Below are 21,200 nucleotides of genomic sequence, written 5' to 3'. Positions count from 1 at the left end.
TCACACCCATGACGCGGCTCACACGCTGAACTTGACCGCCTCCAGCCACACGTCGTTGGTGAGGGTGCCGCCGAAGACGTACTCGGGCCGCGGTCCGACACAACCCCACTGTCCCCAGTCGGAGTTGTGGACGCGGGCGGACTGGCAGACCTGGCCGCCGCTGCCGATGTTGATGGCGAATCCGAGCATGTTCGGTGCGCTCTTCTGCGCATGGCCGATGTAGATGTCCTTGCCGTCGGCGGTGTTGGCCGTCCAGTGCGGCATCCACACGCCCTTGCCGTCGGTCGAACCGGGTTTGTGGACGAAGGCGTTGGCTGCCGTACCACCCGTCCCGCGCACCGCGATGTTGAGCGCCTTGATCGACCGGTTCTGACCCGTCGTACCGGCCACCGTGCCGTCGCACACGGGCTTCTGCCAGCCCTGTCCGGACACGTACGCGCGGTAGCAGATGTGCCGTCCGGGGTCGTTCCTGGCGAGCCGGTTCACGGCGGAGGCGGCGGTGTCCGCGGCGGGCCTGGCGGTCACGGTCGCCGTGGCCGCGGGGGGCCGTACGGTCACCGTGGTCGTCACGCCGGTGGCACCGTCGGTGTGCTTCTTGCCCTTCCCTCCGCGTTTGCCCTTCCCTGACGGGGAGGCGCTGGGTGAGGGGGACAGCAGGCTGGGCGAGACGGAGACGGTCGGCGTCGGTGTCGCCGAAGGGCTCTGGCGCGAGGGCCCCTTGGTCAGCTCGTCGCTGGCACCGGCGGCCTTGTTCTCCCCGCCCCCCGAACCGCCGCTGCCCAGCAGCACCAGCGGTACGACGACGAGGGCGGCCACGCCGAGCGCCACCGGCCCGACGACCAGGGGGCGGTGCAGCAGACCGGACGCCCGGTACTCGTCGTCGGACTGCCGCGAGGCGTTGGAGCCGTCCCGCTTTTCGCGGCGCAGCAGGGGGCCGCCTACGGGCGGCACCGGGGAGGCGTGCGGCCTACCGTATGCCTCCTCGTCGCCGAGGTCGTCGTCAGCCGCATCGTCGAAGTCGGGGGCTCCAGGTCCGTGTTCGTGGCCATACCCTGCGGGACCCTCCGGTTCGCCGAGTACACCGGCAGGGCCTTGCGAGCGGCCCGGTGCCGGCAGTGGCGGCCCGTCCACCAGGCTGCTCGAACCGTCGGGGGCCACCTCGACAAAGGTGACCTGTTCGACCGCAGGGTCGGAAATGGCCGCAGTGACCGGGGAGTCACGACCGACCGCGTGTGCGTGCAGCGCGTCGAGGATCGCCGCGTCGACGGATTCCCCGTCCCTCGCCGGCACGGGCACTCCGTCGATGGCGGCCGAACCGTCGGCGGTGATGACCACCGAGAGGTACGGCGCCGGTTCCGGCACCTCCGCGAAGGGCTCGCGCTTGCTCATGTCCACCGGACGCCCGAGTGCGGGGGGCTCGCCCACCGCGCCGCGGTCGTCCGTCTCTTCGTCCCGGCTCATGCCCATCCCTTCCTGGCGTTCCGGCTGCGAGTACAACGGGCGCCACCGGGTGCGCGGTTCAATCCCCGTGTGAGACACGCGATGCCGCTGGGCGGTCCGTCAGCGGGCTGTCCGGGATCGAGCCGTGGCCTGCCGGGTCTGCGTGACGGCGGGGCGGGTTGCGCTCCCTGAGTTCGACCGAGGCGCCTCCTGCGTCACATTGATGTTGACGTTGAACGTCAGAGCTCGCATGTCCGACACGGGGTTCGACGGGGTGGTGTCGACGTCGGTGCCCGCGGTGGGAGGGGAAGAAGGGTTTTGTGACGCCGTTGCTTGCCGCTGGTCACTCGGCGGCACGGCGGGATGGGCGGTGCTTTCCGCGAAGTTCACCGTGGCGGAGGGGCGATCAGAAGGCGCCGCCGGGTGGGCCGTGGTCACGAAGTCCCCCATCGTGGGGGACTGCTGGGCCTCTTCGGAGAACTCGGCTGTGGAGAACGGGGTTTCAAGACGCGCGCTCGCAGCCTCGGACTGCCGGCCCGGGGCGTCCTGTGACTGGGTTCCCGTCCGGTCGTGATCGGTGCGGTTGCCTTCGGCCGGCTGGTTGCCGTTCGAGGGCCGGTCCACCGGAGGCCGCTGCGTCGTCCCGGACGCCGGGTTCGTCTGTGACGACGCGTCGCTGCGCGAGGGCACCGGGTTCGTCTGTGACGACGCGTCGCTGCGCGAGGGTTCGGTCCTCCGGAGGAGGTCCTCCACGATCGGCAGTCTTCCGTCTTTGTACGCCTGTTGCAGTCGGGGGTCCTGCGAGATCCGTTCCAGGGCCGCGTGCAGGACTTGCTGGAGCTCCGGGACCGAGAACCCGGCCATCTGCTCGCGTGCCGACTTCCCGGCCTCGGAGGCGCCGTTGCCGCGTCCGGGCGGCGGCTGCTTCGTCAACCGGGTGCGACCGGCGGAGTCCGCTCCGCCGGGGGCGTACCTGTCAGGGGAGTACGGAGAAGGATCCCCCTGTCGGCCCTGAGGGTTCGCCTGCTCCTGCCGGCTCACGGCGGGCGCCGTACCGCCCGAGGAGAACCTCCTTCGAAGCCACTCCCGCAGTCGGGCCAGCGCACCTGGCCGGTTGGGCTGCGGCTGCGCCGCACTCGCGCGCAGATCCTCGTCGATCAGTTCACCTGCCAGTTGCTGCGCCGGCGTCGCCGGGGCAGGCCTGGTCCACCTTGACTCGGGACGCGCCGACCGGGGGCCTGGACTGTCGATGGCCATGCTGGCCTCCCTCTCGCCTTCCGTGAACGGCACCCCTGCGGGCATGGGTTCTGGCACGAGACACGACGGGAGGCGCGGGCGAACGGTTCAATACGGCGGGCCCCGGGCGGACGGCATGCCGACACCGACACTGGTCGGCCTGCTCGGGTCCGCCTCGCGCGTCTCAGGCCCGGGCAGGCGGAGGTGGCGGCCCGAAGGGGTCGAGGGCGTCCACAGCCGGCTTCTCCTTGGCCCGGTGGGAACCGGGCTTGCAGCCGGCGAAGGGGCCCATCGGGTCCCGCAGGGAGTTCATCGCCGGCCCCAGGTAGTCGCGGTGCCAGTTCGCGGGCCCGCACAGTCCGGAGCCGGGACCGGTCAACTCGTTCCAGGCGAGCCGGAGGCCGTGCAGCTGGGCGACCGCTTCGGGATGTTCCCACCAGCGGGGGCACCAAGGGGCTGTGGACGTGACCTCTCTGCCGTAGACCGGGAGCAGGACGTGGTGGGTCCACAGGGTCAACTCCCGCAAGGCGCTGACGTATGCGGGCCCGTCCAGGTAGAGGATGAAGTTCGGCGGGTTCGCAGGTTCCTCTCGAGGAATCGCTCCCGTCTCGGGAGCGGCTCCCCGCTCGTCGGCGGGGACCGCGACAGTCTCGGTGGACATGGCCGTCCTGGTTCCTCTCGTCCGCATCGGCTGGATCGGTACACGGTCGAAACGTGTGCCCACCGCTTGCGGTTCATCCGCCGAGCGCGGCGTCGAGGTTTTGAACCCCTGCCGCTCGGGGTCCGTTATGCCCCCTGACCCCACAACGGAGTCCTCGGCGACGACAAAGGAAAGGGGTGGTATTTGCGGAGGGGAAGCGTATGAGGAGTTGGTGAATGCCGCCGGAAAGGCTTCCCGGGACACCGTGTGGGACCTGGCACTGGAGACGCGGTGGTCGCTGCGCTCCATGAGCAAACAGGAAGAGTGATATGTCAGATAGCGATTCGAGCGGATCGTACTACTCCGCCCACAGTCAGCAGAGCAGCGCAAGTCACCACAGCGCGTCCTCGTCGGGGTATCCGTCCTCCACGGGAAACAGCGGCCAGAGCTATTCCGGATACGACGCCAGTGCGTCCGGGTACTCCGCGAGCGATTCCGAGGAGTCCGACACCGAGGACGCCTCGTCGTACCTGGGATCGACCACGTCGTCGCACTCCTACGCGTACCCGACCCAGCAGGCCGCCAACGCGACGGCCCAGCGCTGGAACACCGCCGCGGTGGCAGTGCCCCTGGCGGGTCAGTCCATCGCGCAGGGCATGGTGGCGCACTACGCCGGCCAGGGCAACGACCCCGCGACCGTGAGGGCCGCAAACGCCTACGGCGGCACGATCGGCGCGACCGCGATGGCCCCCATGGGAGCGGTGGCGCAACAGGCCTACTATGCGGTCCAGACGCATCGGCACCCGGAAGCGACGCAGCCCGCCTTCAGCCCGGGCATTGCCGCCGGAAACGCCATCGCCTCGGCCGGCTGGGGAGCCTATGGCTACGGTGCCTCGGGTGAGGCCGCCCAGAACGGAACCGCGCCGTACTGGCAGGCGGGTGGTGCGGCGACCGCGGCCCTCGGGCACACGATCGCGGGGCTGTCGTCCCAGCAGATGCATTACCCGAGCGCCGATCAGCAGAACTACGGTCCCGGCCTGCCCCAGTACAACCAGCAGGTCGACCCGCGGTACCTCGCGCGCCAGGCGGCACAGCAGCAGGGCGACGGATACGGCAACTCGGCCACGCAGGCCACCCAGCACACCGGTCGCCACCAGAATCAGGCCGCGCAGCGGCGAGGCCGTGGCGGTGGTGGTGGCGCTGCGTGATCAACCCGTGCACCGGACCTGCCGACCGTCCGGAACGGACGGCAGGCGCCAGGCGGCAGCGCGATCTGTGAAGTCCTGACCGCGTGCCGCCGAGCACATGGAGCGGCCGTGTGCCGTTCCACGGTGCTCCACCCCGGACCGGGGTGGAGCACCGACCCTTCGCGCGCCCTTCGTGCCGAGCGGCTGTACACACCACGTGCACAGCCGCTCTTCGTACGCTCGGCCCCCGCAGGCCCTCACGTGCCCGGCCGCACCACCCCCAGGATCTCCATCGACCCCGCCGGCGACACGTACACCCACCGCCCGGGCCGCGGCGCGGAGATGATCTTGCCGTCGCCGATGTAGAGGGCCACGTGGCTCGCGTCGGAGAAGTAGATGATGAGGTCGCCGGGGCGCATCTGGGAGACCGGGACGTGGGGGAGGCGGGCCCACTGCTCCTCGGAGGTGCGGGGGATGACCACGCCCGCGTGCAGCCAGGCCTGGGAGGTCAGGCCGGAGCAGTCGAAGGAGTCGGGGCCCTCGGCGCCCCACACGTAGGGCTTGCCCAGCTGCTTGGTCGCGTAGGCGATGGCCTTCCGGCCGGCCGGGGTCGCCTTCGAGGAGACCTTGTCGAGGACGCCGGTGTCCTCCCACTTCGCCTGCGCCTTGTCCTGCGCCCGCTTCTCCAACTGGGCCAGCTTCTGAAGCTGTTCGGCGCGCAGTTGCGACTCCAGGGCGCGGGCGGTCGCGATGCGCTTCTCGATCTTGTCGCGGTTGTCGTCCATCGCGCGACGGCTCGCCCGCAGGCCCTTCAGTTCGGCGGTGGCCTCGTCCGTGCGGGTGCGCAGTTCTTTGCGGGCCGCCTCCAGCGCCGTCAGCCGGTCCTGTGTACCCTGCTGCGCCCGCTGGGCCAACGCGGCGTCGTCCAGGGCGTGTTCGGGGTCCGGGGCCAGTGCGAACTGCATCTCGGCCGGCAGTCCGCCGCCGCGGTACTGGGCCCGGGCCGCGGCGCCGAGCAGCGCCTTCAGCCGCGCCTCCTGCCGCTCCGCCTGCTTGATCCGGCCGTGCAGCGTGTCGACCTTCTTGCGCTGGGCGGTGGCCTTCTCGTCGGCGGCGTTGTACTTCTCGGTGGCCACCTCCGCCTGGTGGTAGAGGTCGTCGAGCTGAGCTCGGACCTCTTCGAGGGTGACGGGACCGGGGGCGGGGGCCGCGAGGGCCGCCGACTGGGTCGTCGCCGTCAGGGCGCACAACAGGGTGAGGGCCGCCGCCGTCCGGTTGCGGTGCGCGCGCCGAATCCGTCTCATGCCGTCCGAAGCTCCCTTCACAGCCGACGTGGTGACGGCTTCGCTCACACAACGGGGTGGCCGTGCGCAGTGGTTCAAGGAGACCGCGTGAACCGGGGTGGGCCGTGGCCCGTTGTGCCCTGTCGTGGGGGCCTACGCCGGTGTCGAGGACAAGGGGACGCGATGGACGCGGAGTTGCTGCTGACAGCCCTGTGCACGGGATTCGGGCTCGGCTGCCTGCTGCTCGCCGCCCGCGGCCTGCTGACGGCCGGCCGGCTGTGGGCGCGCGGCCTGCGCGTGATGGGCGTCGTCACCGCGCGTACGGCGGCCGACCGGCGGCGCGGCGGGCTCGTCGCCTTCTCCGACCACCTCGGGCGCGACCTCGTCCTCGATCCGGGTGCGTATGCGCCGCTGTGCGGGCTGCCGCCGCTCGGCCGGACCGTGCCCGTGGTCTTCGTGCGCGAGCGGCCCACGACGGCCAGGCTGTGGACCGTACGGCACCTGCTCGCACCGTCGTTCGGCTGGTTCCTGTCCTCGACCGTCGCCTTCGGCACGGCGGTGGCGGTGTCCCCCTGACACCGCCGCCGCCGTACCGGCCGCCCGGCCGGCGCCCTCACGCCGGCGTGGCGTCCCGCTCCCAGCGGCTCTTCTTCGTCAGCGGCACCCCGCCGGTCGCGCGGGCCGCCGCCCGGGCCGTGATGGCGTTCGCCTCGGCCTTCGCCTGCGCCGAGATGACGGCGGCGCCCGGCTCCTTGTACCAGGGGCGCAGCCGGATCAGGGCCGGCCGGACACCGGTGGCCAGCAGAAGGGCGGTGCCCTTGGGCAGGGCGCGGATCTTGTCGGGCGGCAGGATCGACTCCTGCCGGTAGGAGTACGAGCGTTGCGTGCCGTCCTTGCTGCGGGACAGGCTCGGCGTCTTCACATCGTGCTGGCCGACCAGTGTGGAGATCTTCTGCACGAAGTCGGCGTCGTCCAGGCCCGCGCCGAGCAGCTTCACCGTCGCCGCGCTCCACAGCGCGTCCATCCCCACCTCACCCCACACCCGGGCGCCCTGCCGGTAACTCTGCAGCAACGTCACCACGTTGATGCCGCGGGAGCCGAAGTGCGAGTAGAGGTCGGGCAGATCGGAGATGCGGCACACGTTGGCGGCCTCGTCGAGGACCGCGGTCAGCGGCGGGTCGAGGCGTCCGCCCATGCGCTCCGCCGCCACCACGCCCGCCCGCATCGTCGCGTCCGCGAGGCCCGCGATGACGCCGGCCCGCCGAGCCGCCGCCGTCCTTGGACAGCAGGTAGAGGGTGTCCTTGCCGACGACGTGCCGGTCCGGGCGGAACTCGGGCAGATACGGATCCGGGGTGACCCAGGCGAGGATCTCCGGGTCCAGGAGACAGGACACGGTCTGCCGGGCGGTCTCGTAGATGCCGTCCCGGGTCTCCACGGCGCCGCGCACCGTGCCCTGCAACTGCTCCGCCATCGCGACGAGACGCGCGTCGCGCAGCAGGTCGATCGGGGTGCGGTCGGCGGGGTCGGCGAGCCAGCCCAGCAGGTCGGTGACCGGGGCGCCGCCGCGCGCCGCGGCCAGGAAGAGCGCGGTGAGCGTGTTCTGCGCGGCCGAGATCCAGAAGTCCTTCTTCGCGGTGTCGTCGTTGACGGACGCGACGAAGTGCCCGGCCAGCCGGCGGGCACCCTCGATGGTGTGGCAGTCGCCGAGCAGGTTCCACCACATGGCGCGCTCGGTGTGGGCGATGCCCTGCGGGTCGAACGTCCACACCCGGCCCGCCTTCGCCCGTTCGGCGCGGGTGACGGAGTACACGTCGGACTTGTTGGAGGTCAGCAGGACGGCGCCCTGAGCGCGCAGAACGCGGGGGACGGCGATGCCGGTCGACTTGCCGGCCCGCGGGGCCATCAGGTCGAGTTCGACGTCCTCGTGACTGCTGCGCAGCTCCGGCCCGTCGGGGGCGAGGTCGCCGAGCAGGTTGCCGGTCTCGTCGGGGTGGAGTTCGTCCCTGCCCTTGAGGCTGGGGCGCAGCTCCCGGGCCCGGGCCTCGATGCCCTTGGGGCACATGCCCGCCAGCTCGCGCCGGCCGGCCAGCCCCTGGGCGCGTCCCGTCCGCGCCAGCAGCAGCCGTACGACCACGACCGCGGGAACCGCGATCAGGGCGAGCAGGGCGAGCATCCCGCCGTAGACCGCGGCGGGCGGCGTGCCCGGCCACAGCGCTCCGGGACCGTCGCCGACGAGGCGGGAGGCGGTGGACAGGGCGAACGGCGGTGCGTCCCAGCCGTGCCCGGTGATCCCGGCCCCCAGGGTGCCGCCGGCCCAGCCGACGGTGAACACGGTGAGGGATGCCGCGGCGACGGCCACGATCGCCCAGGGGGCGAGTTCGTGGACGCCGCCGGTCGAGGGCGGCCTGCCGGTCATGCGGTCCACCTTCCGGGCAGCGGACGGGGTTCCTCCTGGGCGGCCCGCGCGACCTGCGCGGCGGTGTGCGCGACGGCCTGTTCGACGGCCGTCTCGTTGGGCGTCCAGCGGGTGTTGGTGTTGTGCAGCCGCCGTTCGGCGTCGGTGATGGCGACCTTGATGGGGATGCCGGGCCGGCCGCCGACCTTGATCAGGAAACGGCCCCGGCCGGGCGGCTCCTCGTGCTCGCCGGAGACGCCCCAGCCGGGCGGCGAGGACCACGACGACACCAGTTCGATCTCGCGCCGGGACAGACCCACCACCTTGCCGAGGTCCTCCATCTCGGCCTTCGGCAGTCCCGCGCAGACCACCATTCCGGCCCGCTCGACGAAGCCGCGCGCCTTGGCCCGGTCGGAGTCGGTGCCGAGCGCCTCGGCGTCCTTGAGGGTGTGGGTGATCTTGGCGTCGCCGAGGCCCAGCGACCGGTTGAGGCGGGTCAGCGCGTCGATGCGGTCGACGATGCCCGAGGCGGCCCGCAGCGGACGCCACAGCTCGTCCAGGACGGTGAAGAACCAGCGCCGGGGCGCGAGTCCCGCGTCCGCCAGGGCGTGCGAGGCGGCCACCGTGCCCAGCCCGTCCGACCAGGCGGCGAGCATCGCGGCAGCGGTCAGCTGGGTGTCGGCCTCACCGATGCCGGAGATGTCGATGCACACCGCCGGCGCGTCCGGATCGATCCGGGTGGACGTCTCGGAGGCGAAGGTGTCGCCCAGCGGACCGTCGAGGATGCCCAGCAGGGAGCGATGCAGCGGGTCGACCGCGTCCCGGTAACGGGTGTCGTCCCCGCGGTCCAGGGTCACCGCCCGGACCCGGTCGGGGCCCTCGGTGAGCACCCGCAGCAGGTCCGGCAGCAGCGCCGCGCGGCCCTTCGGGGTGCGCTCGCGCAGGTGGTGCAGCACGGCGGACAGCACGGACTGCTCGTGGTCGTCCATGGGACGTCCGCGCACGATGGTGACCAGCGCCGCCACCATGTTCAGCACACGGCCGTGCGTCTCGGCCTTCAGGACCTCGCCCGCCTCGCCGCCGATCCGCGCCGCCGCCGCGCCCATCGCGCCCGGGTCCAGGACGTTGATGCCGCCCCGGCCACGCCCGATGGAGATCACCTGGCCGCCCAGCGCGCGCACGGTGTCGGCGTAGTCGGGCTTGAGGTCGCCGAGCACCAGCGGTACGACGCCGGTGGCGCTGAGCCCGATCAGCATCCGGTTGACGAGTGTGGACTTGCCCAGGCCCGGCATGCCGAGCATGAACAGCGACGGGTTGGAGATGTAGCGGGCCCGGGTGAACCAGTTCAGCGGGTCGCCGCACACGGTGGCGCCGGTGAACAGGTGCTGCCCGAGCGGCACTCCGGTCATCGGCGAGCCCGAACCGGCGGCGAACGGCCACATGCCGCAGGCCTGCACGGTGGTGGCCCGCCACATGGTCGGCGGATCCATATAGCCGACCCGGCCGCCACCGGGGCCGTACCAGCCGCGCGGGGGGACGTAGAGCTCCTTGGGCCGGGCGGCCTTCTTACCGCCGTCGGCCTTCTTTCCCCCCGGCTTCTTCTCCGCCCAGGACGGGTCGAGTTCCGCCAATGACGCCGCAGAAGCCGCCCCCGCCGGTGACCGCCAGGCCGACTCCTCGGCGAGCCGGTCCGCCCGCTCCGCCCTCTTCTCCTCGCTCCGGCGGCTCACAGCGCCTCCTGCAGCTCGTGCGGGATCAGGGTCTGCTCCCACGGCAGGATCCCGGCCGGCAGCGTGCAGGCGAACGCGGCCGCCTGCATCCGGTCCGCGGGACGCATCAGCACCCGCGAGGCCGCGGTCAGGTTCCGTACGGCGACGGTCGCGTCCGCCAGCTGGTCCATGTCGTCGACGGTGACCGTCAGCATCAGCGAGAACTCCACGAGTCCGGCGCCCGACGCCTCCTCCGCCGCGGTCTGCTCGGCCGCCCGCATCTCGGAGGCGGCCCGCGCCTGCACCATGCCGCGTCCCGAGGTGGCCATGAACTGGGCGGCGCGCCGGTCCGCCTCGACGATCCGCGCCGAGGTGGCCGGGTCGATGGGCCGATAGACCAGCGCGACCCGCTTGCGGCGGGTGCCGGGGGCGGCCTCCAGCAGCCCCCGCAGCACCGAGGACCGTACGGTGCCGCGCGGCGCCAGCGTCAGCAGCCAGGTCCGGGACACCCCCGAGTCGTGCTGGTAACTGCCCACCGTCTCCACGGCGGCGGCCGGACCCGCGTCCTCCCACTCCAGGCCCGTACCGCCGTACTGGGCACGGGCGTCGAGGACGTCGGCGGCGACCGCGGGGTCGTAGGCGACCCGCACGACCTCGGCGATCCGCTCCGCCGACAGCGGGTACGCGGCCCCGCCACCGGCCGCGACGAGCCCGCTGAGCAGGCCGGGGATACGGATCGCGAGGTCGGTGATCACGTCCTCCTTGCTGCGCTTCTGGCCCGCGGGCATGCCGTAGGTGAGGGTGACGTAGGTGTGCATCTCCGAGGAGGCGGTCGGATAGCGCTCGACGACCTCCTCCATCACCGCGCGGGCCGCGGGCGGTGCGTCGGGGCGGATGCGCGGCAGCACCTCGTGGGCCAGGGTGGTGCCCGGGTCGGGCGCGGTCTCCACGATCAGGGACGCGCCGCGCAGCCCGGGCTCGTGGGACAGCCGGGCCAGCCACTCGCCCCACAGCGCGACCCATACGTCGACCTGGTCGGGGTCGACCAGCGAGCCGCCGTCCGGGTCGCAGCCCAGCACGATCGTGTACAGGTTGCGCGCCGGGTGGTGCAGGACGCCGAAGGGACGGTCGTAGGCGTCCCGGCCCTCGATCGCGGCGACCTTGTTGAGCAGGCCCGGCGGGCGGAACCGGCCGCCCGGCCGGGCGGACAGCGGCCCGGAGACGTACAGGTGCGCGCCCTTGGCCTTGCGGCTGCGCCAGCCGATGCGCAGGGCGAGCAACTGGTAGACGTTGCGCCCGTCCTGGGTGCGCAGGGCGAGCGGCGTCAGGAACAGCACGACCGGGACGAGCACGGTCAGCGCCGCGTACAGCGAGATCAGGGACGCGAGCAGGGTGACGACGAGCCCGCCGAAGACACCGAACGTGCCGACGAGCCCGAGCGGTCCGAGCCCCGGCCGCCGTGGCCGGCGCCAGTTCCCGTAGGTCGGATGAGTGACGGCTTCCGTGGACATGGGGGTCCGGTTTCCCTTCGTGAGGTGATACGGCCTCGGCGCTGGGCCGGGTGAGCCGCAGAGCGGGGAGGGCCGCCGGACTCTCCGGGGGGAGCGGGAGTCCGGCGGCCCGATCAGGGGAGCGGCGTGCGGGCGGGCCGCCGCCCGGTCAGCGGTGCGGGCTCGGGTTGTGGCCCTGGTCGCCGTCGGCGCCCTCCAGGGAGCCGGAGGCGGCCCGGCCGACGACCTGCGCCGCGGTCACCGCCGCCGCGACGGCCACACCGGCCGGTCCGCCGGCCGCCGCCGCGGCCCGGCCGGCCCCGCTCGCCGCGCCTCCGCCACCGGCCGCGGACCCGCCGCCACCGGCCGACGACTTGCCGCCGCCCGAGGCGCCGCCCGCCCCGTCCGACCCGGACGCGCCGGACGCGCCGGACGCGCCGGACGAACCCGAGCCGCCGGAGCCGCCGGACGCGCCGCTCGGACCGGGGCTGCCCTGGCCGCCGGACCCGCCGCTGCCACCCAGCGACCGCGCCCCGGTGGCCAGGCCGCCGCCCACCGACTGCATCGCGCCGGAGTACGCGGACGCCCCGCCGAGCGCGGCGGTCGCGGGCACCACCAGCTTCAGCAGCGCGGGCAGCGCCACCGCGGACAGCAGCATCACGCCGATACCGGCGATGCGTTCGTTGACCGCGTTGCCGCCCTGCCCGCCGGTCTGGCTGGAGACGATCATCTGCGAACCGGCGTACAGCACGAGACCGGCCGCGGGCTTGTACAGCAGCCACGCGATCATCCAGCCGATGTGCTTGCGCCACCAGCCGCCGCCCCAGTCGGTCATGGACGCCGCCGCGGCCAGCGGAAGCGTGCCGAGCAGCAGGATCATGACGCCGAGCCGGATGTACATCAGGATCGTCTGGATGATCCCGGCGATCAGCAGCAGGAACGCAAGGATCAGGAGCAGGAACGCCTCGATCCCGGAGCCGCTGGAGCAGGCGCCTACCTTCGTCAGCACGTCCTGGGCGCCCGTGTTGAACAGGTGCGTGGAGTAGTCGTCCGCGACGGCGGCCGCGGCGGTGACGATCGTGGTGGCGCCGCCGGAGACCGCGATGACCCGGAGCATGCCCTTCAGGGCGGTCGTCCCCGCCGTGCCGCGCCGCTCGATGGCCATGCGCGCGGACGCGAAGAGCAGCGAGCCGACGGCGAGATAGACCACGAGCCATTGCGTCTGGCCGTTGACGTCCTTCGCCGTGGTCGTGCCCGTCAGCGTGGGCACCCCGGTGGTCAGCGCCCCGAACACCGCGATCGCGCCCGCGAGGATCGTCTTCGCGATCAGTTCGACGATGGTCCCGATGGGGTCACCGAGGAAGTCGAAGAAGCCCTTCACCAGGTCGAGGACCGGATTTCCGGTCGAACCGCAGTTCATCTCACGCTCCCCACAGGACATAGCCGGAGGGGCTGCCCTGAACCGTCGTCACCGGCGTGTGCAGGGACCCGCCGTCATCGGGTACGACCTTCCAGTCGCCGCCGGTCCAGCGCAGCGCGATCGTGGTCGTCGCATAGCCCTGCCCGGTCCTGATCAGCAGGCTGACGTTCGCCGCCGCGCGCGTGTACGACGTCACCGAGAAGCCGGCGTACGAGCCGGCGGAGGTGCCGCCGCTCTGGGCGGCGCTGTCGATGTCCTGGACGGTCGCGCGCTGGAACTCGAACAGGTCGCGCCCACGCCCCGCCACCACCTGCTGCCGGCTGACCGTCTTCCAGCCGGACCCGCTCATCTGGGAGGGGATGACGGTGGCGGCCAGGGCGGCACCGACGGGCGTGTGCGCGTAGCACCAGCGCATCGGCCCGGTCGTCCGGGTGGGCCCCAGCGAGGCGGAGACGGGCACCCGGGCGATACCGAGGGTCTGCCAACTGATGTCCTTCGGCGCCGACTTGGGCAGCGCGTCGCCCGCGCTGTCGTCGGTGGTGCACCCCTGGGGGCGGCCGTCCTTCAGCACGGCGCCGTGGGACAGCGGGCCCTCGGCGGCGGCCGCTTTCGAGCCGTCGCCGTCGGACGTCAGCGCGACGAACACGCCGAGCAGCACCACGACGGCGAGGAACCCCGCCGACACCTGCCAGTTGCGCTGCCTCCAGTACGGCCCGGACGGCTCGACCCGTCGCTGCCTGCGCATGAGCATCTCGACCGTCCGCCCGCTCAGTTGAAGACGAAGCCGACCAGCGGCCCGGCGGTGGAGACCAGCACACAGCCGCCGAGGACCATGCCGAGGCGGCTCATGTGCTCCGAGCTCTCGCCCCGCTTGAGGGAGACGGCCATCATCGCGCCGGTGATCAGCACGCCCAGCACACCGGCCGCGGTGCCCGCCCAGGCGACGATGCCGAGAACCTTGTCGACCTTGGTGGACAGCTCGCCGGGGGCGTTGCTCACCGGCTGGGGCACGCCGGCGGCGAGGTAGTTGGAGGCTTCGATGAGCAGTGAGGACATGGGAGATCTCCGTGGAGTCGGCGCCCCGCGCGAGCGGCGGGCGAGAAATGACCGGGGTAGGGAAGGTGTGCGGCGGGCCTACGGCCCGAGGAGGGAGAGGTCGCCGAGGAAGGCGACGAGCGGACCGGCCGTCGCGGCGACCAGACAGGCCAGGGCGACGTAGAAGACACCGCGGAAGTGCGCGCCGCCCTCGCCCGGGTCGCCCCGGTTGAGCTGGATCGCCATGTTGATGCCGACGGCCATCAGGCCGAAGACGCCGGCGGCCGTGACGCACCAGGCGAGGGTGTCGATGATGGTCTGCGCGCCCCCGGGCGGGGTGTAGGTGTCGGCCAGGAGGCGGGCGACGGGCAGGGCACGGGTCATGACGCGGCCCCCTCGGCGTACAGCTCGCTTCCCACCAGCTCGGCGAGCCGGTCGAACTGCCGGGGCAGCATCTTGGGGCTGCCGCCGGTGCGCCACGCCGGTATCCACGGCACCCGCTGCACCCGGGCGGCGGAGCGCAGCACCCGGACCCGGCGCAGCAGGCCGAGCGGCAGCCGGCCGGGGGCGTCGGCGACGAGGACGACGGCGAGCAGCTCCAGCCCCTGCGGGGCGCGGCCGTCGTGCAGCGAGCCCAGCGCCTGGGACACCGACTTCAGTCCGCGGGCGCTGGTCCGCCCGACGAGGACGACCCGTCGCGGCTCGCCGCGGGCCGGATCGGGCCAGCGCGCCCCGACGTCCACGCCGCCGAGCACCTCGACCAGCGAGGTCACCCCGGCGCCGCCGTGGGCCTTGACCCAGCCGACCTCGTTGCGGGACCGGCCCCGGACCGTCCGCGGCCGCCGGGGCTCACCCCAGGCCGGTTCGGCGGCCGGGGCGGCCGAGAGACGCTTGGTGCGGGGCTGGACGGCGGGTAGGGCGCCGCCCTGACCGCCGGTGCGGTTCGGGGTGTGGGGCGCGGCAGCCGTCTGGACGGCTGTGCCGGCCGCGGTGTGGGCGGGGGCCGCGGACACGGCGGCCGGTGCGGTGGCGGGCGCCGGTGCGGGCGCGGGTGCGCCGCTGACTCCGTGGCCGGCGGGAGCCGGTCCCGCCGGCATACCGGCGCCCTCGCTCCCGGGGGCGGGGTGCGGGGAAGCGGGTTTCGGCCCCCGCACCCAACCTCCCCGGCCCGACGGCGTCGCCGAAGGTGTGCCCATGTGTGCCCCGCCCCCCTCTTGCCTCGTACGTCCGCTGCTCTGACTCATTTGGTTTCCACCGTTTTGAACTTATTTGTTCTGAGGCCCGTTTCGATCTGCCGAGCCCGACGGACAGCACAACGGGCCGTTGCGGCACAGCGGTTCAAGGCGAGGGGAAGAAGGCGGACACCCATGGGCGTGGACACGGGCGAGCAGGGCGGCCCTCCGGCGCAGGCACCGGCTCAGCCGGACGGGGAGGGCGGGTCGAACGCCGTCAGGAACACGGCGATCGCCGCCGGCGGCGCGGGCTGCCTGCTGTTCCCGGTCGGCCTGGCCGGCGGGACCGTCATCGTCATCGTGTTCTGCGGTTTCGGTGTCCTGCTGGCCCCGCTGATCGCCATCTACCTGCTCTTCCACAGCATCTTCGGCGGCGGTGGCGGGGGCGGTGACCTGCCCGGCCCGAGCGACGCGAGCTCGGTGCTGGCCGTCTTCCAGGGGGACGGCCACGGCGACCTGGACACCTCCACGGTCCCCGAGGACCTGGTCGACCCCATCCAGAAGGCCGGCCAACTGTGCGGCGCCATCGGGCCGATCGTGATCGCCTCCCAGATCGAGAAGGCGTCCGGCTTCAACGCCTCCCTGGTCGGCCCGGACGGCAGGCAGGGCATCTCGCAGCTGCCGCCCGACGTCTTCACCACGTACGGCAAGGACGACGACGACAACGGCAAGACCTCCGCGCTGGACGCGAAGGACTCGATCATGGCCCAGGGCCGCTACATCTGCGCCATGGCCGACGAGGCCCAGAAGATGATCGACGCCAACGAGGCCACCGGCAGCGTCCTGGACCTCGCTCTGGCCGGCTACGACGTCGGGATGGACGCCGTCCGCGCGGCCAAGGGCGTGCCCAAGACCGCGGAGGCCCAGGGTTATGTGGCCGCCGTACGCGCCCAGTTCGCCAAGTACGCGGGGGTCGCCGCCATCCCGTCCGGCACCCCCACCCCCACCGGCATCCAGACCTCGCTGCCCACCGCCGTCCCCACCGAGTCCCTCACCCCCACCCCCACTCCCTGAGGAGGAACGCCATGGACCGCTACGAGGTGTACATCTCCGACGAGGGGCTCGCCGCGATCGACGGCGAACCCCTCCTCCCCGCGCCGGGCCAGTCCCTGCACGAGGCCGTCCTGGACCGGCTGCAGCGGTACGCCGCCGAACGCGGCGAGGCCGTCGAGGCGACCGTGAACGACGGCCCCGACACCGGCCACTTCGTCCTGGAGGTCTTCCCGGACGGCTCCAGCCGCGTCCTGGACCCCACTGGAGCGGCGGATCTCGAAGGGGAGGGCGGGCCCGAGGCCGGCCCGGCGGCCGAGGCGGAACCCCCGGCCGGGGCCGCGTTCGGATCGCTTGCCGAGCCGGAACCCGAAGTCGCGCCCCAGGCCGCGCTCGAGCCCGAGCCCGAGCCTGAGCCCGAGCCGGGGGCGGATGCCGAGGCCGTGCCGGAGACCGGCCTCCCCGTGCCGGAGCCGGGGCTCCCCGTGCCGGAGCCGGGCTTCCCCGTGTCGGAGCCGGGGCTCCCCGTGCCGGCGACGGGGGTGTGCGCCGAGACCGAAGCCGTTTCCGGGCTGATGCCCGAGGACGGACCCCCGGAGGGGTCCGCAGCCACCGGCCCCGGCCGCCCGGCCACGCCCCCCTCCGCCCTGGGCTCGGCGGTCGCCACCGCCGTCGCCCGTGCCACCGCCGTCGCCCGGGCCGCCGCCGAGCGCCAGGTGGTCGCCCCGAGCCGCGCCACCGGTTCCGTCCCCGTCGTCGCGCCGCCCGCCGAACTCGCCGGGCCCGTCGGCCGGATCAACGCTCTCGTGACCGTCGGTCGGCTGGAGGAGGCCCACCTCCTCGCGAGCCGGCTGCGCGAGCACCTCACCGAGGAGGCGGGGGCCGAGGATCCGCGCGCGGTGGAGGCGCGGGCGGTGGAGGCCTACATCGCCCACCTGCGCGGCGACCACCGGGAGGCCACCGTGCTGGCCCTGGCCGTGGCGAGGATCCGGTGCCGGGCCGGGGACCGGCGGGCGTCCGAGGAGGTGGCCCGGGCGGCGGCCGCCTGGCAGGGCATCGACGACGACCGCGCGGCCGTGGCCCACGGCCGCGAACTGCTGCACATGTGGGACCGGTTGCACCGTCGCGGCCTGCTGGCATCGGCCGACGCGGAGCTCGCCGACCGGGTCCGCAGACGCGTCGACGCTCTGGAGGCCGCCTACGTCTGACCGCGGTCCCGCTCCCCTTTGACGCCCACGACCTGCGCGTATATCGATCCGTCCACCGCGTGGACCGATCGTCAACCGGCTCGTGGCCCGCTCGTCGAACGAATGTGCATCGCCCGTCGCAACACTCCGAGCTCCAGGCGGCCCCGCCCCCCGTCCGCGGACCGGGGCAGGCCGCCCCGAAGGAGCAGGAGCACACCATGAACGTGACGGTCATCGGATCCGCGAGCGCGGTCTCGCCCGAGGAACGGGCGCTGCGGGACCTCTACCTGGAACACGGTCCGGCGCTCTACTCGTACGTCCTGCGCATGCTGGGTGGAGACACCCACCGCACGGAGGACATCCTCCAGGAGACCCTGCTGCGCTGCTGGAACAAGCAGACCCTCGCCGACGGCGAGGGCATGGCCGTACGGCCGTGGATGTTCCGGGTCGCCCGCAACCTCGTCATCGACGCGCACCGGACCCGGACGGCGCGGCCGACGGAGATCAGCGGCAACTCCTGGTTGAGCGACATGTGCGCCGAGGCCGACGACATCGAGCGGATGCTGTCGTCGATCGTGGTGCAGGACGCCCTGCGGTCGCTGACGCCGGCCCACCGCGAGGCCCTGCGCGCGACGATCTTCGCCGACCGCACCACACAGCAGGCGGCCGAGGCGCTGGGCGTCCCGCAGGGCACGGTGAAGTCGCGGGTCTACTACGCCCTGCGCAGCCTGAAGGCGGCCCTGGAGGACAGCGGGGTCAGGTGAGCGCCGCGCCTCAGACCGCCGGTTCCCCCGGCGCCGAGCCGCTCACCTCGCCGACCGGGCTCACCTCGGCCGGCTCGCGCAGTTCCCTCCGGACCTCGTCCGCCTGCGCGTGGCCGAGTTCCTCCAGCAGGGCCAGCGCGGCCCGCCGTGCCGCCCGGGCGGCGTCGCGGTCGCCGGTGGCGAGATGGGCGTCGCCGAGGTGCCGCAGCACTTCGGACTCGAGATAGCGGTCGCCGATCCCGTGGAACAGCCGCGCCGAGCGCTCGAAGTGCCCGATGGCCTCCCTGTGCAGGGCGAGATGGTGCAGGGCGTAACCGAGCGTGTCCTGCGTCGACGCCTCGCCGTAGGGGTCGCCGAGCTCCTGGTAGGACAGGACGGCCTCCTCGCAGTGTTCGAGGGCCTTCTCGTGCTCTCCCAGCAGGATGTACGTCCACGCGACCTGGTTGAGCACACCGGCCTCACCACTGCGGTCGTCCTCGGACCGGTACAGCTCGATCGCCCGCGCGTAGTGGTCGAGCGCGGCGGGACGGCGGTCCGTGCGGTTGCACAGATAGGCGAGACCGCGGTGCACCCGGGCCTGCCCGCCGGCGTGGTCCGCCGACCGGAACAGCCCCAGCGCGTCCTCCAGATACCGCTGCGCCTGCGCCGCGTGGTCGAGCTGGGAGTGCGCGACGCCGAGCCCGCACAGCGAGTACGCCTCACCCGCCACGGAGCCGACCGCCCGGGCGGAGCGCAGCGCCGCGCCGTTGATCTCGAGGAGGTCGTGCCAGTAGCCGAGCCGGTTGAAGTAGACGTCCAGGGCCGCCGCCGTACGCCACGCGTGCGTGTCGAAGCCGTGCGCGGCGGCGTGCGTGACGATCTCGCGCAGCACGTACCGCTCCGTGCGCAGCCAGGCGGTCGCCTCCGCCCGGTCGTTGAACCGCAGGGGCGCGGCCTCCGTTGTGCTCGCCGGGAGGGGGATGGCCTCCCGGAACGGGTCGAGGACCATGGAGGCGTCGTGGGCGGTGAACAGGAAGTGATCGTGCATCCGCAGCAGCGCCGCCCCGCACACCGCCTCGTCGTCCTCGGCCTCGGTGAGCTCCGCCGCGTAGGCGCGCAGCAGATCGTGGAAGACGTACCGGCCCGGAGCGCGTTCGATGAGCAGGCTCGACCCGGTCAGCTCGGTCAGCAGGGCGCGCACCGCGCGACGGGGCACACCGGCCAGCGCGGCGGCCGCGGCGACGGTGATGTCCGGACCGGGGTGCAGGGCGAGCCGCCGGAAGAGGGCGGCCGCCTCCGGCGACAGGGCGTGGTACGACCAGGAGAAGACGGCGCGGGCGTCGGTGCCGGCGTCGCCGCCGGCGAAGGCGTCCAGGCTGCCGTGGTCCTGACGGAGTTCCGCGGCGATGCCGGCGAGCCGGAAGCCGGGGTGGAGGGCGGCCCGCGCCGCCACGATCGACAGGGCCAGCGGCAGCCCGGCGCACAGCCCGACGATGGCCCGGGCGGCCTCCGGCTCGGCGTCGACCCGGGCGTCGCCCAGCCGCCGGGCGAGCAGTTCCAGGGACTCCTCGGCGGACAGCGGGGCGAGGGCGAGGGGATGCGCGCCGTGCCGGGCGACCAGACCGCTGAGCCGGCTGCGGCTGGTGACGATGACGAGGCAGCCGGGGGCGGCGGGCAGCAGGGGCGTCACCTGCTCGCTGTCGGCGGCGTTGTCCAGCACGATCAGCACGCGCCGGCCGGCGAGGACACCGCGGTAGAGGGCGGCCCGCGCCTCCAGTTCCTCGGGCACCGCCTGCTGGGCGACGCCGAGCGCGACGAGGAACGACTCGATCGCCTCGCCGGGGGCCATCCGCGCGCCGGAGGGGTCGTAGCCGCGGAGGTTGACGTAGAGGCTGCCGTCGGGAAAGCGGTGGGCGATCCGATGCGCCCAGTGCACCGCGAGGGTCGTCTTGCCCGCGCCGGCCATTCCGCTGATCAGGCCGATCACGCTGGTCCGCTGCTGCCCCCGGTCGGGCAGCAGCGCGACGGCATTGTCCAGTTGGGCCCTGCGCCCGGTGAACGTCGCGAGGTCGGTGGGCAGTTGGGACGGCCGTACGACACTCCCGGCCGAACCGGGACCGCCTGAACCGGGACCGGCCGAACCGGGACCGACCGAACCGGGACCGCCCGGGCCGTCGCCGGTCCCGTCCGTGCTCGCCACGTCCGTGAGCCCGCCGTCACCGAAGGGCACTTCGTCAGGCCCGCCCGCTTCAGCCACCGCACCGAAGGGTGCGCCGGTCCCGGTGGTCGGGCCGGGGACGTCGCCGCCGCCCGTCGCCGTACCGGAAGGGTGCCCGGTGCCCGGTGCTTCCCGCCGGGCGGGGGGTTCCGCCGAACCGGAACCCCCCTCGGCGAGAAGCCCGGCACGCAGAGCCAGCAGCGACGGGCCCGGTTCGATGCCGAGTTCGTCGACGAGCGTGCGCCGGGTTCGGTCGTACACGGCGAGAGCCTCCGCCCGGCGTCCGCCGCGCTGCAGGGCGCGGACGAGGAGTTCGCACAGCTCCTCCCGCAGGGGGTGCGCCTCGTACAGGGCGGTCAGTTCGGGCAGCACCCGGGCGTGCCGGCCGAGGTCCAGCTCGATGCGCAGCCGCGTCTCCAGGGCGGCCAGCCGTCGTTCCTCCAGGCGGCGCCGCTCGGTCTCGGCACGCGGTCCGGGCACCCCGGCCAGCGGGGTGCCCTCCCACAGGTCGAGCGCGGTGCGCAGCAGCTCCACGGCGGCCAGGTCGTCGCCCTCGGCCTGCCGCGCCCCGGCCCGGGCGACGAGGTCCCCGAACCGTTCGAGGTCGCTGGCGACGGCGTCGGGGCGCAGGGCGTAACCGTCGCCCAAGGACACCAGGAGCCGCGGTGACCCGTCCGCGGGCCGGTCGGGTTCGAGGAGTCCGCGCAGCCGGGAGACGTACGTGCGCAGCACGGAGACGGCGGCCGCCGGCGCGTCGGTGCCCCACAGCGCGTCCACGAGTTCGCCGACGCCGACCGTTTGTCCCCGGCGCAGCAGCAACAGTGCGAGAACGGCCCGCTGTTGAGGGGGGCCGAGCGCCAGCTCCGCATCCTGCCGCCAGGCGCGCAGCGGACCCAACAGAGAGAACCGGAACGACACCATTGCACTTGTGTCCACGCCGGGGACAGTAGCCGCAGAAACCGTGGTTCGTACCTTCGAACGGCTATTCCAGGAC

At 73.4% G+C, this 21,200-nt stretch carries 17 protein-coding genes and 1 pseudogene; 5 read left to right on the top strand and 13 right to left on the bottom strand.

What is annotated here, in order from left to right; all coding sequences use genetic code 11:
- Window positions 1-18: 18 nt before the first annotated feature.
- The 3 genes from LN251_RS06005 to LN251_RS05995 all read right to left on the bottom strand — a co-directional run bounded on the left by LN251_RS06005 (window position 19) and on the right by LN251_RS05995 (window position 3,337).
- A complete protein-coding gene (locus LN251_RS06005; RefSeq protein ID WP_458243457.1) occupies window positions 19-1,461 on the bottom strand; it encodes a hypothetical protein in 1,443 nt (480 codons plus the stop codon).
- Between the two features lie 99 nt (window positions 1,462-1,560).
- Window positions 1,561-2,373, bottom strand: a complete 813-nt coding sequence (locus LN251_RS06000; protein WP_458243456.1) for a hypothetical protein — start codon at window positions 2,371-2,373, stop codon at window positions 1,561-1,563.
- A gap of 487 nt (window positions 2,374-2,860) precedes the next feature.
- A complete protein-coding gene (locus LN251_RS05995; protein WP_458243455.1) occupies window positions 2,861-3,337 on the bottom strand; it encodes a DUF4913 domain-containing protein in 477 nt (158 codons plus the stop codon).
- A 308-nt stretch (window positions 3,338-3,645) separates the two neighbouring features.
- Here LN251_RS05995 and LN251_RS05990 point away from each other — a divergent pair, with 308 nt between their 5' ends.
- On the top strand, window positions 3,646-4,524 hold the full coding sequence (locus tag LN251_RS05990) for a hypothetical protein (RefSeq protein ID WP_458243454.1): 879 nt from the start codon (window positions 3,646-3,648) through the stop codon (window positions 4,522-4,524).
- A 236-nt stretch (window positions 4,525-4,760) separates the two neighbouring features.
- Here the strand turns inward: LN251_RS05990 and LN251_RS05985 are convergent, their stop codons facing one another.
- Window positions 4,761-5,807 (bottom strand): NlpC/P60 family protein, encoded by a 1,047-nt coding sequence (locus LN251_RS05985; protein ID WP_458243453.1) that lies wholly within the window; start codon window positions 5,805-5,807, stop codon window positions 4,761-4,763.
- Between the two features lie 162 nt (window positions 5,808-5,969).
- Between LN251_RS05985 and LN251_RS05980 the strand changes: the two genes are divergently transcribed.
- Window positions 5,970-6,362, top strand: coding sequence for a hypothetical protein (locus LN251_RS05980; protein ID WP_458243452.1), 393 nt, complete (start codon window positions 5,970-5,972; stop codon window positions 6,360-6,362).
- A 37-nt stretch (window positions 6,363-6,399) separates the two neighbouring features.
- On the opposite strand, the pseudogene LN251_RS05975 reads toward LN251_RS05980, so the two are convergent.
- The 8 genes and pseudogenes from LN251_RS05975 to LN251_RS05940 all read right to left on the bottom strand — a co-directional run bounded on the left by LN251_RS05975 (window position 6,400) and on the right by LN251_RS05940 (window position 14,933).
- Window positions 6,400-8,203: pseudogene (locus tag LN251_RS05975) on the bottom strand (type IV secretory system conjugative DNA transfer family protein).
- Window positions 8,200-9,672, bottom strand: coding sequence for an ATP/GTP-binding protein (locus LN251_RS05970; protein WP_458244136.1), 1,473 nt, complete (start codon window positions 9,670-9,672; stop codon window positions 8,200-8,202). The pseudogene LN251_RS05975 and the gene LN251_RS05970 overlap by 4 nt, the downstream one beginning before the upstream one ends.
- A 236-nt stretch (window positions 9,673-9,908) precedes the next feature.
- Window positions 9,909-11,402, bottom strand: coding sequence for an SCO6880 family protein (locus LN251_RS05965; RefSeq protein ID WP_458243451.1), 1,494 nt, complete (start codon window positions 11,400-11,402; stop codon window positions 9,909-9,911).
- Window positions 11,403-11,550: 148 nt separating this feature from the next.
- Window positions 11,551-12,801, bottom strand: a complete 1,251-nt coding sequence (locus LN251_RS05960) for a hypothetical protein (protein WP_458243450.1) — start codon at window positions 12,799-12,801, stop codon at window positions 11,551-11,553.
- 1 nt (window position 12,802) lies between these two features.
- Entirely contained in the window at window positions 12,803-13,546 is a 744-nt protein-coding gene (locus LN251_RS05955; protein WP_458243449.1) for a hypothetical protein, read from the bottom strand.
- 23 nt (window positions 13,547-13,569) lie between these two features.
- Window positions 13,570-13,857 (bottom strand): hypothetical protein, encoded by a 288-nt coding sequence (locus tag LN251_RS05950; RefSeq protein ID WP_458243448.1) that lies wholly within the window; start codon window positions 13,855-13,857, stop codon window positions 13,570-13,572.
- A gap of 78 nt (window positions 13,858-13,935) precedes the next feature.
- Window positions 13,936-14,220 (bottom strand): hypothetical protein, encoded by a 285-nt coding sequence (locus LN251_RS05945; protein WP_458243447.1) that lies wholly within the window; start codon window positions 14,218-14,220, stop codon window positions 13,936-13,938.
- Window positions 14,217-14,933, bottom strand: coding sequence for a hypothetical protein (locus tag LN251_RS05940; protein WP_458243446.1), 717 nt, complete (start codon window positions 14,931-14,933; stop codon window positions 14,217-14,219). The genes LN251_RS05945 and LN251_RS05940 overlap by 4 nt, the downstream gene beginning before the upstream one ends.
- Before the next feature lie 270 nt (window positions 14,934-15,203).
- On the opposite strand from LN251_RS05940, the gene LN251_RS05935 reads away from it, so the two are divergent.
- The 3 genes from LN251_RS05935 to LN251_RS05925 all read left to right on the top strand — a co-directional run bounded on the left by LN251_RS05935 (window position 15,204) and on the right by LN251_RS05925 (window position 18,009).
- Window positions 15,204-16,082, top strand: coding sequence for a lytic transglycosylase domain-containing protein (locus LN251_RS05935; RefSeq protein ID WP_458243445.1), 879 nt, complete (start codon window positions 15,204-15,206; stop codon window positions 16,080-16,082).
- 11 nt (window positions 16,083-16,093) lie between these two features.
- Entirely contained in the window at window positions 16,094-17,266 is a 1,173-nt protein-coding gene (locus LN251_RS05930; protein ID WP_458243444.1) for a hypothetical protein, read from the top strand.
- 197 nt (window positions 17,267-17,463) lie between these two features.
- On the top strand, window positions 17,464-18,009 hold the full coding sequence (locus tag LN251_RS05925; protein WP_458243443.1) for a sigma-70 family RNA polymerase sigma factor: 546 nt from the start codon (window positions 17,464-17,466) through the stop codon (window positions 18,007-18,009).
- A gap of 10 nt (window positions 18,010-18,019) precedes the next feature.
- Here the strand turns inward: LN251_RS05925 and LN251_RS05920 are convergent, their stop codons facing one another.
- The gene (locus tag LN251_RS05920) at window positions 18,020-21,142 is read right to left on the bottom strand and encodes an AfsR/SARP family transcriptional regulator (protein ID WP_458243442.1); all 3,123 of its coding nucleotides are present in this window, start codon (window positions 21,140-21,142) and stop codon (window positions 18,020-18,022) included.
- Window positions 21,143-21,200 lie beyond the last annotated feature (58 nt).

The organism is Streptomyces sp. MAI_2237, from assembly GCF_054189285.1.
Note: the sequence above shows the minus strand (reverse complement) of the source record. Positions and strands in the feature narration are given on the sequence as shown.

Excerpts from the sequence above, each read along its gene's own strand:
- LN251_RS05990 (WP_458243454.1), top strand. The coding sequence starts at position 3,646 with ATGTCAGATAGCGATTCGAGCGGATCGTACTACTCCGCCCACAGTCAG.
- LN251_RS05930 (WP_458243444.1), top strand. The coding sequence starts at position 16,094 with ATGGACCGCTACGAGGTGTACATCTCCGACGAGGGGCTCGCCGCGATC.
- LN251_RS05955 (WP_458243449.1), bottom strand. The coding sequence starts at position 13,546 with ATGCGCAGGCAGCGACGGGTCGAGCCGTCCGGGCCGTACTGGAGGCAG.
- LN251_RS05935 (WP_458243445.1), top strand. The coding sequence starts at position 15,204 with ATGGGCGTGGACACGGGCGAGCAGGGCGGCCCTCCGGCGCAGGCACCG.
- LN251_RS05980 (WP_458243452.1), top strand. The coding sequence starts at position 5,970 with ATGGACGCGGAGTTGCTGCTGACAGCCCTGTGCACGGGATTCGGGCTC.
- LN251_RS05940 (WP_458243446.1), bottom strand. The coding sequence starts at position 14,933 with ATGCCGGCGGGACCGGCTCCCGCCGGCCACGGAGTCAGCGGCGCACCC.
- LN251_RS05925 (WP_458243443.1), top strand. The coding sequence starts at position 17,464 with ATGAACGTGACGGTCATCGGATCCGCGAGCGCGGTCTCGCCCGAGGAA.
- LN251_RS05945 (WP_458243447.1), bottom strand. The coding sequence starts at position 14,220 with ATGACCCGTGCCCTGCCCGTCGCCCGCCTCCTGGCCGACACCTACACC.
- LN251_RS06005 (WP_458243457.1), bottom strand. The coding sequence starts at position 1,461 with ATGAGCCGGGACGAAGAGACGGACGACCGCGGCGCGGTGGGCGAGCCC.
- LN251_RS05970 (WP_458244136.1), bottom strand. The coding sequence starts at position 9,672 with ATGGATCCGCCGACCATGTGGCGGGCCACCACCGTGCAGGCCTGCGGC.
- LN251_RS05985 (WP_458243453.1), bottom strand. The coding sequence starts at position 5,807 with ATGAGACGGATTCGGCGCGCGCACCGCAACCGGACGGCGGCGGCCCTC.
- LN251_RS05995 (WP_458243455.1), bottom strand. The coding sequence starts at position 3,337 with ATGTCCACCGAGACTGTCGCGGTCCCCGCCGACGAGCGGGGAGCCGCT.
- LN251_RS05960 (WP_458243450.1), bottom strand. The coding sequence starts at position 12,801 with ATGAACTGCGGTTCGACCGGAAATCCGGTCCTCGACCTGGTGAAGGGC.
- LN251_RS05965 (WP_458243451.1), bottom strand. The coding sequence starts at position 11,402 with ATGTCCACGGAAGCCGTCACTCATCCGACCTACGGGAACTGGCGCCGG.
- LN251_RS05950 (WP_458243448.1), bottom strand. The coding sequence starts at position 13,857 with ATGTCCTCACTGCTCATCGAAGCCTCCAACTACCTCGCCGCCGGCGTG.